We start from the raw sequence: 15814 nt of genomic DNA, 5'->3' as shown, positions 1-15814 counted from the left end.
CGATGCAGGTGTCGCCTGATGCGCCGCTTTCGCGAGCAAGCCCGCTCCCACAATTGTTTTGTGTGTTCATCAAATCGCAGGCAATAAAAAACCGACCCTGAGGTCGGTTTTTTAATGAACGAGTCGCTTAGGCAGCAGCGGCAACGTTCAGGGCCTTTACGTGGCCATTCAGGCGGCTCTTATGACGAGCAGCCTTGTTCTTGTGGATGATGCCTTTATCGGCCATACGGTCGATAACTGGCACAGCCAGAACGTAAGCAGCTTGAGCTTTTTCAGCGTCTTTTGCGTCGATGGCCTTAACTACATTCTTGATGTAGGTACGAACCATGGAACGCAGGCTGGCGTTGTGGCTGCGACGCTTCTCAGCCTGTTTTGCACGTTTTTTGGCGGAAGGTGAGTTGGCCACCGTCGAGCTCCTCGAAAGACTTTTTAGGAAATAGCAAACAAAATAGGCCGCGAATCATGCCGATGAGTTGAGGTCTTGTCAAGGGCGGTTGAAACGTTCCGCTAAGTGGTAGGTGCAACACCTCTGGATATTTCTTTCCAGCGTGCGACCTGTAAACTCGCGAGCTTTGGCTCTGTGCTGTTGCGGCGCGGAGTATCGCATAAGTAGGCGCGTAGTTCGCCTGCTGTTTATCGACAGGCACGAACTCTTTTAATGAATCTGCTCAAATCGTTGGCCGCTGTCAGCTCTATCACGATGCTTTCCCGGGTTTTGGGGTTTGTTCGTGACACCCTTATTGCACGTGCATTCGGCGCGGGAATGGCGACCGACGCCTTTTTCATCGCCTTCAAGTTGCCCAACCTGTTGCGGCGGATTTTTGCCGAAGGGGCGTTTTCCCAGGCATTCGTACCGATTCTGGCCGAATACAAAAGCCAGAAGGGCGATGAGGCGACGCGAACCTTCATTGCCTATGTTTCTGGCCTGCTGACACTGGTGCTGGCGCTCGTCACGGCGTTGGGCATGCTTGCCGCCCCCTGGGTCATCTGGGTGACCGCGCCGGGTTTCACCAATACGCCGGAGAAGTTCGAGCTGACCACCAGCTTGCTGCGAGTGACCTTTCCGTACATCTTGCTGATTTCCCTGTCCTCATTGGCTGGCGCGATCCTTAACACCTGGAACCGCTTTTCTGTGCCGGCGTTTGTGCCGACCCTGCTGAACGTCAGCATGATTATCTTTGCGCTGTTCCTGACGCCGTACTTCGATCCGCCGGTGATGGCGCTGGGCTGGGCGGTGCTGGCGGGCGGTCTGGCGCAGTTGCTTTACCAACTGCCACACCTGAAAAAAATCGGCATGCTGGTCCTGCCGCGCCTGAGTTTGCGCGACAGCGGCGTCTGGCGGGTGATGAAGCAGATGCTGCCGGCGATTCTCGGGGTGTCGGTGAGTCAAATCTCGTTGATCATCAACACCATCTTTGCGTCCTTCCTGGTTGCCGGCTCGGTGTCCTGGATGTACTACGCCGACCGCCTGATGGAGTTGCCGTCCGGTGTGCTGGGCGTGGCATTGGGCACGATTCTGCTGCCGACCCTGGCCAAGACCTACGCCAGCCAGGACCGCCAGGAATATTCGCGAATCCTCGATTGGGGCCTGCGCCTGTGTTTCGTGCTGGTATTGCCTTGTGCCCTGGCGTTGGGGATTCTGGCCGAGCCGCTGACGGTTTCACTGTTCCAGTACGGTCAGTTCGATGCCCATGACGCGGCCATGACCCAGCGTGCGCTGATTGCCTACTCTGTCGGTTTGCTCGGGATTATCGTGATCAAAGTACTGGCGCCAGGCTTTTATGCGCAACAAAACATCCGCACGCCGGTAAAAATCGCGATTTTCACCCTGGTGGTCACCCAGTTGTTCAACCTGCTGTTGATCGGCCCGCTGGCCCATGCCGGCCTTGCGCTTGCCATCAGTGCCGGTGCCTGCCTGAATGCCGGGCTGCTGTTCTATCAACTGCGCAAGCAGCAGATGTACCAGCCGCAACCGGGTTGGGCGAAGTTTGGCTTCAAGCTGGTGGTCGCGGTGACGGTGATGTCCGCTGTGCTGCTGGCGGGGATGCATTTCATGCCCGCCTGGGGCGAAGGGCAGATGCTTGAGCGGTTCCTGCGCCTGGGCGCTTTGGTCATCGCCGGTGTGGTGGCTTATTTCGGCATGTTAGTGTTGATGGGCTTCAGGTTGCGCGACTTCAATCGCAAGGCGCTTGGCTAAAGCCAGGGCCTCGATAAACATGGGCGAGTCGGCGTTTTTGTCGGCTCGATTACTTTGGGATACGGTGTTGCCTGTCGTCGGCCGCCGGGTGTGGTTATAATCGACCACTTTATGAGCAAGAAGCGCGTTATGCAGCTGGTTCGAGGCCTCCACAATCTGCGCCCCCAGCATCGGGGCTGTGTCGCCACTATTGGCAACTTTGACGGTGTACACCGTGGCCACCAGGCTATCCTGGCGCGGCTGCGCGAGCGTGCGCTCGAGTTGGGCGTGCCCAGCTGCGTGGTTATTTTCGAGCCGCAGCCCCGGGAATTCTTCGCCCCTGACACGGCGCCAGCGCGTCTGGCCCGGCTGCGTGACAAGCTGCAGCTGTTGGCTGCCGAAGGGGTCGACCGAGTCCTGTGCCTGGCATTCAACCAGCGCCTGAGCAAGCTCAGCGCCAGTGAGTTCGTCGAAACCATCCTGGTTGACGGTCTCGGCGTGCAGCACCTTGAAGTCGGCGACGACTTCCGTTTTGGCTGTGACCGGGCAGGGGATTTCGATTTCCTGCAACAGGCTGGCGTCATGCAGGGTTTCACCGTCGAAGCGGCGCAAACCGTCGAGCTCGATGGCATTCGCGTCAGCAGCACCCAGGTGCGTAATGCGCTGGCCGCTGCTGATTTCGCCCTCGCGGAGCGTTTACTGGGCCGTCCATACCGGATCGCCGGTCGCGTGTTGCATGGCCAGAAGCTGGCCCGGCAGTTGGGTACGCCCACCGCCAATATCCAGCTCAAGCGTCGTCGCGTGCCGCTGACCGGGGTTTATCTGGTCAGTATCGACCTGGACGGCAAGACCTGGCCTGGCGTCGCCAATATCGGCGTTCGACCCACGGTCCAGGGAGATGGCAGAGCCCACCTCGAAGTACATCTTTTAGATTTTGCCGGCGATCTGTATGACCGGCGTATGACGGTGGTTTTCCACCAAAAGCTGCGTGAAGAGCAGCGTTTCGCCTCTCTGGAGGCGCTTAAGACGGCGATCAATGCGGATGTCGCCGCCGCCCGTGCCCTGTCGCACCTAGCGCCAATCGCTAATGAAGAGCCTTAAATGACCGACTATAAAGCCACGCTAAACCTTCCGGACACCGCCTTCCCAATGAAGGCCGGCCTGCCTCAGCGCGAACCGCAGATTCTGCAGCGCTGGGACAGCATTGGCCTGTACGGAAAGTTGCGCGAGATTGGCAAGGATCGTCCGAAGTTCGTCCTGCACGACGGTCCTCCATACGCCAACGGCACGATTCACATCGGTCACGCACTGAACAAGATTCTGAAGGACATGATCATTCGTTCGAAGACCCTGTCGGGCTTCGATGCGCCTTATGTTCCGGGTTGGGACTGCCATGGCCTGCCGATCGAGCACAAGGTCGAAGTGACCCACGGCAAGAACCTGGGCGCGGACAAGACCCGCGAACTGTGCCGTGCCTACGCCACCGAGCAGATCGAAGGGCAGAAATCCGAATTCATCCGTCTAGGCGTGCTGGGCGACTTCGCCAACCCGTACAAGACCATGGATTTCAAGAACGAGGCCGGTGAAATCCGTGCCCTCGCCGAAATCGTCAAGGGCGGTTTCGTGTTCAAGGGCCTCAAGCCTGTGAACTGGTGCTTCGATTGCGGTTCGGCCCTGGCCGAGGCGGAAGTCGAGTACGAGAACAAGAAGTCCTCGACCATCGACGTGGCATTCCCGATTGCCGACGAAGCCAAGCTGGCTGCCGCGTTCGGTCTGCCTTCGCTGGACAAACCCGCGTCGATCGTGATCTGGACCACCACCCCGTGGACCATCCCGGCCAACCAGGCGCTGAACGTCCACCCGGAATTCAACTACGCCCTGGTCGATGTCGGCGACAAACTGCTGGTGTTGGCTGAAGAGCTGGTCGAGTCATGCCTGGCACGCTACAGCCTGGAAGGTTCGGTCATCGCGATTGCCTCGGGCAAAGCGCTGGAACTGATCAACTTCCGCCACCCGTTCTACGACCGCCTGTCGCCTGTCTACCTGGCTGACTATGTCGAACTGGGCGCCGGCACCGGCGTGGTTCACTCTGCCCCGGCCTACGGTGTGGACGACTTCGTGACCTGCAAGAAATACGGCATGGTCAACGATGACATCCTCAACCCGGTACAAAGCAACGGCGTCTACGCGACCTCGCTGGAATTCTTCGGCGGCCAGTTCATCTGGAAGGCCAACCCGGCCATCGTCGACAAGCTGACCGAAGTGGGCGCGCTGCTGCACACGACCATCATCGAACACAGCTACATGCACTGCTGGCGCCACAAGACTCCGCTGATCTACCGTGCCACCGCGCAGTGGTTCATCGGCATGGACAAGCAGCCAACCACCGGCGACACCCTGCGCCAGCGCTCGCTCAAAGCCATTGAAGAAACCCAGTTCGTACCGGCCTGGGGCCAGGCGCGACTGCACTCGATGATTGCCAACCGTCCGGACTGGTGCATCTCCCGCCAGCGCAATTGGGGTGTGCCGATCCCGTTCTTCCTGAACAAGGAAAGCGGCGAACTGCACCCACGCACCGTCGAATTGATGGAAGAAGTTGCCAAGCGCGTCGAAGTCGAAGGCATCGAGGCCTGGTTCAAGCTGGACGCCGCCGAGCTGCTGGGCGATGAAGCGCCACAGTACGACAAGATCAGCGACACCCTCGACGTCTGGTTCGACTCGGGTACCACCCACTGGCACGTCCTGCGCGGTTCGCACCCGATGGGCCACGAAAGCGGTCCACGCGCCGACCTGTACCTGGAAGGTTCGGACCAGCACCGCGGCTGGTTCCATTCGTCGCTGCTGACCGGTTGCGCCATCGACAACCACGCGCCGTATCGCGAGCTGCTGACCCACGGTTTCACCGTTGACGAGTCCGGCCGCAAGATGTCCAAGTCGTTGGGCAACGTCATTGCACCGCAGAAGGTCAACGACACCCTGGGTGCCGATATCATGCGCCTGTGGGTCGCTTCTACCGACTACTCCGGTGAAATGGCAGTGTCCGAGCAGATCCTGCAACGCAGTGCGGACGCCTACCGGCGTATCCGTAACACCGCGCGTTTCCTGCTCTCGAACCTGACCGGCTTCAACCCGGCCACCGACCTGCTGCCGGCCGAAGAAATGCTGGCACTGGACCGTTGGGCCGTGGATCGCACCCTGCTGCTGCAACGTGAGCTGCAAGAGCACTACGGTGAATACCGCTTCTGGAACGTGTACTCGAAGATCCACAACTTCTGCGTGCAGGAGCTGGGCGGTTTCTACCTGGACATCATCAAGGACCGCCAGTACACCACGGGTGCCGACAGCAAGGCCCGTCGTTCGTGCCAGACCGCGCTGTTCCACATCTCCGAAGCGCTGGTGCGCTGGATCGCCCCGATCCTGGCGTTTACCGCCGACGAGCTGTGGCAATACCTGCCGGGCGAGCGCAACGAGTCCGTCATGCTCAACACCTGGTACGAAGGCCTGAGCGAACTGCCGGAAGGCTTCGAGCTGGGTCGCGCCTACTGGGACCGCATCATGGAAGTGAAGGTCGCGGTCAACAAAGAGATGGAAATCCAGCGCGCGGCCAAGGCCGTCGGTGGCAACCTGCAAGCCGAAGTGACGCTGTTCGCCGAAGACGCGCTGAGCGCCGACCTGGCCAAGCTGAGCAACGAACTGCGTTTCGTCCTGATCACCTCCACCGCCAGCGTTGCACCTTTTGTTCAGGCGCCAGCGGACGCGGTAGTCACCGAAGTCAGCGGCTTGAAGCTGAAAATCGTCAAGTCGGCCTTCGCCAAGTGCGCCCGTTGCTGGCATTGCCGTGAAGACGTCGGCGTGAACCCGGAGCATCCGGAAATCTGCGGTCGTTGCGTCGACAACATCAGCGGCGCGGGCGAGGTTCGTCACTATGCCTAATGCCGTTGGCCGTTTTGGGCGGCTGGGCTGGCTCTGGTTGAGTTTGCTGGTCCTGGTCATCGACCAGGCCAGTAAGTTCTACTTCGAAGGCTCGTTGGAGATGTACCAGCAAATCGTGGTGATCCCCGATTACTTCAGCTGGACCCTGGCCTACAACACCGGCGCGGCATTCAGCTTCCTGGCTGACAGCTCCGGCTGGCAGCGCTGGTTGTTTGCCCTGATCGCGATGGTGGTCAGTGCCGTGCTGGTGGTGTGGCTAAAGCGTCTGGGACGTAACGAAACCTGGGTGGCCATCGCGTTGGCGTTGGTGCTGGGTGGCGCGCTGGGCAATTTGTATGACCGCATAGCCTTGGGCCATGTGATCGATTTCATTCTGGTGCATTGGCAGAATCGCTGGTATTTCCCGGCTTTCAACTTTGCCGACAGTGCAATCACGGTTGGTGCTGTAATGCTGGCACTGGATATGTTCAAAAGTAAAAAGACCGGAGAAACCGTTCATGACTGAACAGGTATTGGCTGAGCAACGCATCGGCCAGAACACGGAAGTCACCTTGCATTTCGCATTGCGCCTGGAGAACGGCGACACGGTGGACAGCACCTTCGACAAGGCCCCGGCGACCTTCAAGGTCGGTGACGGCAACCTGTTGCCAGGTTTCGAAGTGGCGTTGTTCGGTTTCAAGGCGGGCGACAAGCGTACCCTGAGCATCGAGCCGGAAAACGCGTTCGGCCAGCCCAACCCGCAAAACGTGCAGATCATCCCGCGCTCACAGTTCCAGGACATGGACCTGTCGCCAGGTTTGCTGGTGATCTTCAACGATGCGGCCAATACTGAATTGCCGGGTGTGGTCAAAGAGTTCGATGACACGCAAGTGACCATCGACTTCAACCATCCACTGGCGGGCAAGACCCTGACCTTTGACGTGGAAATCATTTCCGTCAAAGCGCTGTAACTGACCGAACACGGTCAAAAATGTGGGAGCGAGCCTGCTCGCGAAGGCTGACAGACATTCAACATTGATGTCGTCTGACACACCGCTTTCGCGAGCAGGCTCGCTCCCACAGTAGGTTTCTACAGTTTTCGCTTTTTCTTGCGCGCAAGACACGAGGCACAGCATGCAAATCAAACTCGCCAACCCCCGTGGCTTCTGCGCCGGCGTGGACCGGGCGATCGAAATCGTCAATCGCGCCCTGGAGGTTTTCGGGCCGCCGATCTATGTGCGCCACGAAGTGGTTCACAACAAGTTCGTCGTCGAAGACCTGCGTAACCGCGGGGCGATCTTCGTCGAAGAGTTGGATCAGGTGCCGGACGATGTGATCGTCATCTTCAGTGCCCACGGCGTGTCCCAGGCCGTACGTACTGAAGCCGCCGGCCGTGGCCTGAAAGTGTTCGACGCCACGTGTCCGCTGGTCACCAAGGTGCATATCGAAGTCGCCCGCTACAGCCGCGATGGACGTGAGTGCATCCTTATTGGTCACGCTGGTCACCCGGAAGTCGAAGGCACCATGGGCCAGTACGATGGCAGCAACGGTGGGGCGATCTATCTGGTCGAAGACGAAAAGGACGTCGCCGAACTCCAGGTGAACAACCCGGATAAACTGGCGTTCGTCACCCAGACGACCTTGTCCATGGACGATACCAGTCGCGTCATCGACGCCCTGCGTACTCGGTTCCCGGCCATTGGCGGCCCGCGCAAGGACGACATCTGCTACGCCACGCAAAACCGCCAGGACGCGGTCAAGCAATTGGCCGACGAATGTGATGTGGTGTTGGTGGTCGGTAGCCCGAACAGCTCCAACTCCAATCGCCTGCGTGAACTGGCAGAACGCATGGCAACCCCGGCGTACCTGATCGACGGTGCCGAGGACCTCGACAAGAGTTGGTTCGACGGTGTCGAGCGGATCGGTATCACCGCTGGCGCTTCTGCTCCGGAAGTCCTGGTGCGCGGCGTGATTCAGCAATTGCAGGCCTGGGGTGCTACCGGTGCCGATGAGTTGGCCGGGCGTGAAGAGAACATCACGTTCTCCATGCCAAAAGAACTCCGGGTCCGTTCGCTGCTCTGACCCTTCAGGTTGCGCATAACGCCTGCGCGGTTTTTTCACTGCGCAGGCTGATGCGACCGTTCGAGGCCAGCACCACCTGGTGCTGGCTTTGCGCTTCGCGTGCAGCGCAAACATGCAATGTCCCTGCTTGGAAACCTCCGGACACCGGCTCACCCCCTGGGCCGAAACGTACGGCAGTCCTGACATACTGGTTGCCGAAAATAGCCACGCCAATGCCGCTGCGACGCTCTATCAGCAGCGGATTTCCAGGGTCGTCGTGCCCCTTGCCGCTGACATCCAGAATGATTCGCCAGCCCTGGCTCCAGTCATCATTTATGCCGTGAACGACGACGACCTGACCGCGCGATACCGCTTCGCTCCTTGCACTGCGCAGACCGCTGACCAGTGACTTGGCCGCTTCCTTGCGATGGTTCGATTCTGTCAGCGCAGCGAATGCCGGACTGACCAGTTGCAGAACAATCCCGAGAATCGCGAGTCCCATAAGCAATTCAATCAGACTGAAACCTTGCTCACGCATGAGATTTTCCTCCCTGGAATGTTCTAGCGCGTGGAGCAGGTATAGCCGACGGCAGTAGAGAGCAACGATGGATCATCGTACAAAAGGTTTCACGTTGATCGAGTTGTTGGTTGCGTTGGCGATTTTCCTGGCCCTGATCACCCTGGTGGTCCCGGCGTTTATCCGTTCGTCGCAAAGCACCAAGGCCGACACCGAGATCAGGGATCTGCAACGTGGCCTCAACTTCGCCCGACTCGAAGCCATCGATCGCGGCGTGACCATTCGGGTACGACCTACGGCGGGTGGGGACGTGTGGACGGGGGAGTTGTCGGTCTATGACGGTACGGGCACCCCGGCGAATGTATTGCGGGTTGTTCCACCGATCAGCAGCGGTGCGACTCTGACGCTAACCTCGGGAGTGTCGGCCATCGATTTCAACAATTTGGGCGGGCTGTCGTCACCCTCCACGGCAGTGGTGATCAGCTATGTGCTCGGAACGCAAAGCAGGATGCTGAATGTGTGTTTGAACGGACGAATTCTATTGGGTGGAAATTGCGGATGAGGCCATGGAGCAAGCGTGCCCAGGAGGGCATGACGTTGATCGAAGTGCTGGTGGCGTTGCTGATTCTGGGCGTGGGGCTGTTGGGCGCGGCCGCCGTTCAATTGAATGCCTTGAAATACACTGACAGTGCGCGCATGACCAGCCAGGCCAGTTTTATCGCCTACGACATGCTGGACCGCATTCGCGCCAATGCCGCCGCCGATTACACCGTGACACCGCCGACCTCAGGCAATCTCAACGTCGCCCGGGACCAGGATCTCTACGATTTCACCCATAACATCGTCAATTTCGGTGGTGCCACGGCGACCGGCACCATCTCCCTGAGCCAGCGGGTGTACACCATCACCATTAATTGGGACGACTCGCGGGCCGCCAACAGCGCGAACTCAAGGCGCAGTTTCGTCCTCACAAGCCGCGCCACCACCGACCCGGTGACCACGCCATGAGCCGCTCCAATCGCGGGTTCGGCCTGATCGAATTGCTGATTGCCCTGGCGTTGAGCCTCGTGGTGGTACTGGGTGTGGTGCAGGTGTTCATCGCCGCAAAAAACACCTACATCAGCCAGAATGCCGCCGCAGCCATGCAGGAGGACGCGCGCTTTGTGCTGAGCAAGATGATCCAGGAAATCCGCATGGTCGGCATGTTCGGCTGCCTGGGGACGATCACCGATGCCAGCAAAGAGGGTGATTTCGCTGCCAGCCAGATAAAACCGATCAGTTGGGACAACGCCAGTCTCAAGCTAATCCTGGTCACGGCGGATGTCGGCAGCAATGGCGGGACCCCGGCCTGGACGGTGGTTTCCGATTGTCGAAGCAGTGCGACGGCTTACTCCGACCTGCGCACACCTGCCACGGGGCAACTGGCATTTCCTATCCGGCGATTGATCTACAGCTTGAAGAACGGTCAGCTGACGTTGGGTGCCGGTAGGGAGACGCCGAAACCGCTCCAGCAAGTGCTGGTGGATAACGTCAGTGCCTTCGACGTGAGCTTCGGCCTCGCCAGCTCGGCTGCCGATTCGGCGGTGTCCAGTTACAGCAGCAACCCGTCGGACCCGGCGCGCATCCGTAGCGTACGCCTGAACCTGACACTCACGGACCCGAACCACCGGGTGAGCGACCAAACCTTCAACGTGGTTGCCGCCTTGCGCAACCGCCTGCCATGAAGGGCGGGCCGATGCGTGTGTCCCCTGGTTGCCAGCGCGGCATGGCGCTGCTGGTCAGCCTGGTGTTCCTGTTACTGCTGACGCTGATCGGCATCTCGTCGATGCAAAACGCCACGCTGCAGGAAAAAATGGCCGGTAGCCTGAGCTTGCGCAACCAGTCATTCCAGGCTGCCGAAGCGGTGTTGCGCGTAGGCGAAAGCGCGGTTCAGCTCGACAGTTATTCGTTGCCGGTGTGCAGCGGCACGTTCCGGTGCGCACCGCCTGCCGAATCGACGACTCTCAAGTCGGCCGGGTTCAACTCCACCTCGGGGGTGACCTGGATCGCGTCGGGCGCCGGCTTCTATGGCGTGCAGAACATTGGCACCAGCCTGGCCGCGGTGAACGTGCCGAGTAACACCTCGGTGACCTTGTACCGGGTCACCGCCGTGGGCATTGCGGGCAGCTCACGCAGTGTGGTGGAGAGCATTTATGCGAAATATTGATAACCGCACGCAGCGGTGGAGATTGTTGAGCGGGGTCTTTTGCGCCTTGTTCCTGGCAGCTCCCGCCGGTGCCTTCACGCCCTCGGATTCACCCTTGTTGTGCGCCGCCGGCTCCGGCGGCAGTGGTGTCGCCAGCGCCACCCGCTATTTCCAGACCCGCTACGACCCCAAGGACTGGCGTGGCACGATCAAGGCCTACGGCCTCACCGCCAGTGGCGCGGTCAACACCGCGTCGGTGCTGTGGTCCACCGATAACACCATCGTGCCGGGCGCTACGGCACCGACCTATCAATCATGGAACAACCAGAGCAACAGCGTCGTGCCATTGGCCTTCGCCAATTTTTCCACGACCCAGCAAGCCGTTCTCAACCAGGGCTTGCCCGGCGATATCACGGGCAGCGATCTGGTGGAGTGGAGCAAGGGCACCAACAAGGCTGGCCTGAAGGCGCGCAGTGTGTTGCTGGGCGATATCATCAACTCACCGCTGGTCCTGGCGGCACCTTCGGATCAAACCGCATCGGACTTGTCGGGGGACACCGGCTATAGCGCTTACCTGGCGATCAAGGCGGTCAACATGAGTGCGAGTCTGGTGGTCAACGCCAACGATGGTTTCGTCAGCGTCATCAATACCGGCAACGGTGCCCGGCGCTACGCCTACATGCCCTCCAGCGTACTGCCGTCTTTGCGTTACATCGCCGATAACGCCTACATCAACGGTGTCAGCCACAAGTTTCTGGTGGATGGGCAGGTGGGCGTGTTCGATGCTCAGCTCAACAGTGCCTGGAAAACCCTCGCACTGGGCGGAACGGGGGCGGGCGGGCGAACCTTCTATGCGCTGCAGTTGTTCGACGCGTCGGCGGGCAATGTCATGAAGGCCTTGTGGGAAATCAGCGCGCCGGTCACTGCCAGTGCGGCGAACGCGTTCAATGACCTGGGTTATGCCTACGCCCGTCCGGAGGTGGCACGCTTGGCGGATGGGCGGTGGGCGGCGTTCATTGCCAACGGCTACGGCAGCAATTCAGGGGTAGCGGCGTTGTACGTGGTGGACATTCGTGACGGCAGCCTGATCAGGAAAGTCGTGATCGACAGCAGCGAAACCACTAACGGCTTGTCTTCGGTGAAACTCAAGGTGAACTCGCAGAACGTGGTGCAGGCAGCCTATGGCGGCGATCTCAAGGGACGGCTCTGGAAGTTTGACCTGAGTGGCACCACCCCGGATGCCTGGGGCCTGGCATTTGCCGGCCAGCCGTTGTTTACCACAGCCGGTGGCGCTACCCAGCCAATCACCGCGCAGCCATTGCTGGCGGACAACGCCCTGGGTGGCAAGTTGGTGTTTTTCGGCACTGGAAAACTCAACGAGGCGGCAGACAAGACCAACAAGGACCTGCAGGCGTTCTACGCGGTGTGGGACGCGAACGGGGGCTCCGGACAAATCACCACCGCCAGTCTGCAGGCTCAGGCCGTGACCGGGGTGCTTTCGGGAAGTTCGGGGCAGTTGATCACTACCAGCCAGAACGAGGTGACCTACCCGGCGAAAAAGGGCTGGTACTTGCCGCTGCTGTATAACAGCACGCTGACCGGTGAGCGGGTGCTCAACCAGGCCAGCCTGGTGCTCGGGCGGATCGTCTTCACCACGGCAAGCGTGGATACCACGCTACCTTGCGCCAGCTCTGGTAGCGGCAAACTGGTCGAACTCGATGCGTTCAGCGGTAAGATGCTCAATTACGCGGTGCTCGACAGTAACGGCGACGCAGTGATCGACAGCACCGACACGCTGTCCAGCGGCGTGGTCTTTACCGGCGGCATTCCGGCTTTGAACGCCATCGTCAATGGCGCGACGCGCAAGATCGTGAACGATTCCAGTGGCGGTATCTCCACGCTGGTGGAAAAATCCGGCGGCGGCAGCCGTCGCATCATGTGGCGACAAATACAGTAAGCGAGAGTTGAGGCATGCACAGATCCAACCGCGGTTTTACCCTGATCGAAATCATGATCGTGATTGCGATCATCGGGATTGTCATGACCATCGCTATGCCGAGCTTCACCGAATACCTCAATAAGGGGCGCCGCACCGAAGTGGCCGGTCTGCTTTCCGAGCAGGCGCAGATCCTTGAGCGTTTCTATTCACAGAAAAACGTCTATAGCGGTGTCCCGGGTCTCAGCGCCGGAAATGACTACTACACCATCACGCCGACTCTGACCGACCAGACCTTCTTGCTGACGGCGGTGCGCAAGCCTGGCACCAGCATGGCCAATGACAAGTGCGGTGATTTCACCATCACCAATGCGGGGACGCGCGCGATGGTCAATGCCACGGCCGGCCTGACCACCAAGGATTGCTGGGGTCGCTGAGTTTCCTTTTCGGGCGCCCTTTGCGCCTTTGTCTATTTAATGGTTGGATCAGAACATGACCAGGCAACAGCAAGTGGTGATCGTCGGTGGTGGGGTAATCGGCCTGCTGACGGCATTCAATCTCGCGTCCCAGGTGCAGAGCGTGGTGCTGCTGGACCGGTCGAGCGTTGGCCAGGAATCGTCCTGGGCGGGCGGCGGCATCGTTTCTCCGCTCTATCCATGGCGCTACAGCCCTGCGGTTACCGCGCTGGCGCATTGGTCCCAGGATTTTTATCCACAGCTGGGCGAGCGCTTGTTCGCTGCTACCGGGATCGATCCCGAGGTGCATACCACGGGCCTGTATTGGCTGGACCTGGACGATGAAGCCGAGGCGCTGGCCTGGGCCGCGAGCGAGGGCCGGCCACTGCGGGCTGTGGATATCTCGGTGGCCCACGATGCGGTGCCGGTGCTCGGTGGCGGCTTTTCCCGAGCGATCTACATGGCCAACGTCGCCAATGTGCGCAACCCACGGCTGGTTAAGTCGCTCAAGGCGGCATTGCAGGCGCTGGCGAACGTGACGATTCATGAGCAATGCGAAGTCAGCGGGTTTATTGCCCAAGACGAAAAAATAGTCGGTGTGCAGACCTCCGCCGGTGCGATTCATGGCGATCAAGTGGTTCTTACCGCTGGCGCCTGGAGCGGCGACTTGCTCAAGAGCCTGGGCCTTGAGCTGCCGGTCGAACCGGTGAAAGGACAGATGATCCTCTACAAGTGCGCGGCGGATTTCCTGCCGAGCATGGTGCTGGCCAAAGGGCGTTATGCAATACCGCGGCGCGATGGGCACATCCTGATTGGCAGCACCCTGGAGCATGAAGGCTACGATAAGACGCCTACCGAGTCGGCACTCGAGAGCCTCAAGGCTTCGGCCGTGGAATTGATCCCGGCGTTGGCCGACGCCGAGGTGGTGGGACATTGGGCAGGATTGCGGCCAGGTTCGCCGGAGGGCATTCCCTACATTGGCCGGGTGCCGGGGTTCGATGGCCTATGGCTCAATTGCGGGCACTACCGTAACGGGCTGGTACTGGCGCCGGCGTCCTGTCAGTTGTTCGCTGATGTGATGTTGGGCAGGGCGCCGATCATTGATCCGGCACCCTATGCGCCGGCCGGGCGGATCTAACCTGGAAAGATCTGGCGTCTGTTAGATGACCTTCGCGAGCAGGCTCGCTCCCACAATGGAATGCGATCAACTGTGGGAGCGAGCCTGCTCGCGAAGAGGCCCTCAATCCAACCCTAATTTCTTCAGCCTGTAGCGCATCGACCGAAACGACAAATTCAACCGCTGAGCCGCCGCCGTGCGGTTCCAGCGGGTCTCTTCCAGGGCCTGGAGAAGCAGTTGGCGCTCAACGTTTTCCAGGTACGCCTCCAGGTTATCGATCTGCGTGAGGTCCGGCACGCCCCCTTCGGCGGAGCAGTTGCCCTCGGCCAGGCGCAGGTCGCTGGCCTCGATCCGGTTGTTTTCGCATAAGGTGTGAGCGCGTTCGAGCATATTCTCCAGCTCCCGCACATTGCCCGGAAAACGGTAGCTTTTCAGGGCGTCGAGGGCATTGGGGTGGAGTTTTGCCGCGGGCTGCCCGGTGTCTGCAGCCAGGCGCTTGAGCACATGGCAGGCCAGCGGCTCGATGTCGTCACGGCGTTCGCGCAACGGTGGCACGCGTAGTTCGATCACGTTCAGGCGGTAGTACAGATCCTGGCGAAAACGTTCGCCGGCGACTTCGGCGCCAAGGTCTTTGTGGGTGGCGCACAGTATGCGCACATCAACTACCCTCTCCTGTTGCCCACCGACGCTGCGTACGGCTTTCTCCTGGATCGCCCGCAGCAGTTTGACCTGCATGGGCAGAGGCAGGTCTGCCACTTCGTCGAGAAACAGGGTGCCGCCGTGGGCCGCCTGGAACAATCCGGGCTTGTCCTCGATGGCGCCGCTGAAGCTGCCTTTTCGATGGCCGAAAAACTCGCTTTCCATCAGCTCCGTCGGAATCGCGCCGCAATTGACCGGGACAAAGGGCTGGTTGGCCCGTGGTCCTCGCTCATGAATCAGGCGGGCGACCAGTTCCTTGCCACTGCCGGACTCGCCACTGATGTACACCGGAGCCTGGCTGCGGGCCAGCTTGTCGATCTGCTGGCGCAGATTGCGCATGGGCGGCGAGTCGCCTAGCAAGCGGCGATCGATGGTGGTCCCAGGGGCGGGTAACAGCAAGGCACTGGTGACCAGTTTCCGCAAGCGGGTCAGGTCCACCGGCTTGGTCAGGAAGTCGAAAGCGCCGGCCTTCAGCGCATTGATCGCCGTATCGAGGTTGCCATAGGCGGTGATCATGGCCACCGGAATCTGTGGATAGCGTTGCTGGATGTGTTGCACCAGCTCAAGGCCGCTGCCATCCGGCAGGCGCATGTCGGTCAGGCACAGGTCGAACGTCTCGCGCTGGAGCAGGGCCAAGGCCTCGCCAACGTTACGGGCACTGTAAGTGTCGAGTTTCATTCGTCCCAGGGTGATTTCCAGGAGTTCGCGGATGTCCGGTTCGTCGTCGACGACCAGAACTTTTTTCCGTGGGCTCAT

The 15814-nt window shown here is 60.1% G+C and carries 15 protein-coding genes and 1 pseudogene; 13 read left to right on the top strand and 3 right to left on the bottom strand.

The genetic code is table 11. The features are described from left to right. Window positions 1-127: 127 nt before the first annotated feature. On the bottom strand, window positions 128-406 hold the full coding sequence (rpsT, locus tag PG5_RS18510) for a 30S ribosomal protein S20 (RefSeq protein WP_020798646.1): 279 nt from the start codon (window positions 404-406) through the stop codon (window positions 128-130). A 252-nt stretch (window positions 407-658) separates the two neighbouring features. Here rpsT and murJ point away from each other — a divergent pair, with 252 nt between their 5' ends. The 6 genes from murJ (at window position 659) to ispH (ending at window position 8170) form a co-directional block, all read left to right on the top strand. Continuing rightward, the gene (gene murJ, locus PG5_RS18505; protein WP_020798645.1) at window positions 659-2197 is read left to right on the top strand and encodes a murein biosynthesis integral membrane protein MurJ; all 1539 of its coding nucleotides are present in this window, start codon (window positions 659-661) and stop codon (window positions 2195-2197) included. A 129-nt stretch (window positions 2198-2326) separates the two neighbouring features. Then, window positions 2327-3277, top strand: coding sequence for a bifunctional riboflavin kinase/FAD synthetase (gene ribF / locus PG5_RS18500; RefSeq protein WP_020798644.1), 951 nt, complete (start codon window positions 2327-2329; stop codon window positions 3275-3277). Beyond that, window positions 3278-6109: an isoleucine--tRNA ligase gene (gene ileS, locus PG5_RS18495; RefSeq protein WP_020798643.1), complete on the top strand. Its 2832-nt coding sequence runs from the start codon at window positions 3278-3280 to the stop codon at window positions 6107-6109. Then, window positions 6102-6614, top strand: a complete 513-nt coding sequence (gene lspA, locus PG5_RS18490; protein ID WP_020798642.1) for a signal peptidase II — start codon at window positions 6102-6104, stop codon at window positions 6612-6614. Before ileS ends, lspA begins: the two co-directional genes overlap by 8 nt. A 7-nt stretch (window positions 6615-6621) precedes the next feature. Next, the gene (gene fkpB / locus PG5_RS18485; protein WP_173667185.1) at window positions 6622-7059 is read left to right on the top strand and encodes an FKBP-type peptidyl-prolyl cis-trans isomerase; all 438 of its coding nucleotides are present in this window, start codon (window positions 6622-6624) and stop codon (window positions 7057-7059) included. A gap of 163 nt (window positions 7060-7222) precedes the next feature. Next, window positions 7223-8170 (top strand): 4-hydroxy-3-methylbut-2-enyl diphosphate reductase, encoded by a 948-nt coding sequence (ispH, locus tag PG5_RS18480; RefSeq protein WP_020798640.1) that lies wholly within the window; start codon window positions 7223-7225, stop codon window positions 8168-8170. A gap of 4 nt (window positions 8171-8174) precedes the next feature. Here the strand turns inward: ispH and PG5_RS18475 are convergent, their stop codons facing one another. Next, on the bottom strand, window positions 8175-8687 hold the full coding sequence (locus PG5_RS18475) for a GspH/FimT family pseudopilin (protein WP_020798639.1): 513 nt from the start codon (window positions 8685-8687) through the stop codon (window positions 8175-8177). Between the two features lie 67 nt (window positions 8688-8754). On the opposite strand from PG5_RS18475, the gene PG5_RS18470 reads away from it, so the two are divergent. The 7 genes and pseudogenes from PG5_RS18470 (at window position 8755) to thiO (ending at window position 14380) form a co-directional block, all read left to right on the top strand. Beyond that, window positions 8755-9228: a GspH/FimT family protein gene (locus PG5_RS18470; protein WP_020798638.1), complete on the top strand. Its 474-nt coding sequence runs from the start codon at window positions 8755-8757 to the stop codon at window positions 9226-9228. Continuing rightward, window positions 9225-9674, top strand: a complete 450-nt coding sequence (gene pilV, locus PG5_RS18465) for a type IV pilus modification protein PilV (protein ID WP_020798637.1) — start codon at window positions 9225-9227, stop codon at window positions 9672-9674. Before PG5_RS18470 ends, pilV begins: the two co-directional genes overlap by 4 nt. Continuing rightward, window positions 9671-10390 carry a prepilin-type N-terminal cleavage/methylation domain-containing protein gene (locus PG5_RS18460; RefSeq protein WP_020798636.1) on the top strand — a complete coding sequence of 240 codons (720 nt, stop codon included), beginning with the start codon at window positions 9671-9673 and terminating at the stop codon, window positions 10388-10390. The genes pilV and PG5_RS18460 overlap by 4 nt, the downstream gene beginning before the upstream one ends. Window positions 10391-10401: 11 nt before the next feature. Next, window positions 10402-10872 (top strand): PilX N-terminal domain-containing pilus assembly protein, encoded by a 471-nt coding sequence (locus PG5_RS18455; protein ID WP_033040389.1) that lies wholly within the window; start codon window positions 10402-10404, stop codon window positions 10870-10872. A gap of 103 nt (window positions 10873-10975) precedes the next feature. Next, window positions 10976-12808: pseudogene (locus PG5_RS18450) on the top strand (pilus assembly protein); the annotation flags it as partial. Between the two features lie 14 nt (window positions 12809-12822). Next, a complete protein-coding gene (locus PG5_RS18445; protein WP_020798633.1) occupies window positions 12823-13224 on the top strand; it encodes a type IV pilin protein in 402 nt (133 codons plus the stop codon). A gap of 55 nt (window positions 13225-13279) precedes the next feature. Beyond that, entirely contained in the window at window positions 13280-14380 is a 1101-nt protein-coding gene (gene thiO / locus PG5_RS18440) for a glycine oxidase ThiO (protein ID WP_020798632.1), read from the top strand. A 102-nt stretch (window positions 14381-14482) separates the two neighbouring features. On the opposite strand, the gene PG5_RS18435 is transcribed toward thiO, so the two are convergent. Continuing rightward, window positions 14483-15814, bottom strand: a complete 1332-nt coding sequence (locus tag PG5_RS18435; protein WP_020798631.1) for a sigma-54 dependent transcriptional regulator — start codon at window positions 15812-15814, stop codon at window positions 14483-14485.

The organism is Pseudomonas sp. G5(2012), assembly GCF_000408945.1.
Classification (GTDB): domain Bacteria; phylum Pseudomonadota; class Gammaproteobacteria; order Pseudomonadales; family Pseudomonadaceae; genus Aquipseudomonas; species Aquipseudomonas umsongensis.
Note: the sequence above shows the minus strand (reverse complement) of the source record. Positions and strands in the feature narration are given on the sequence as shown.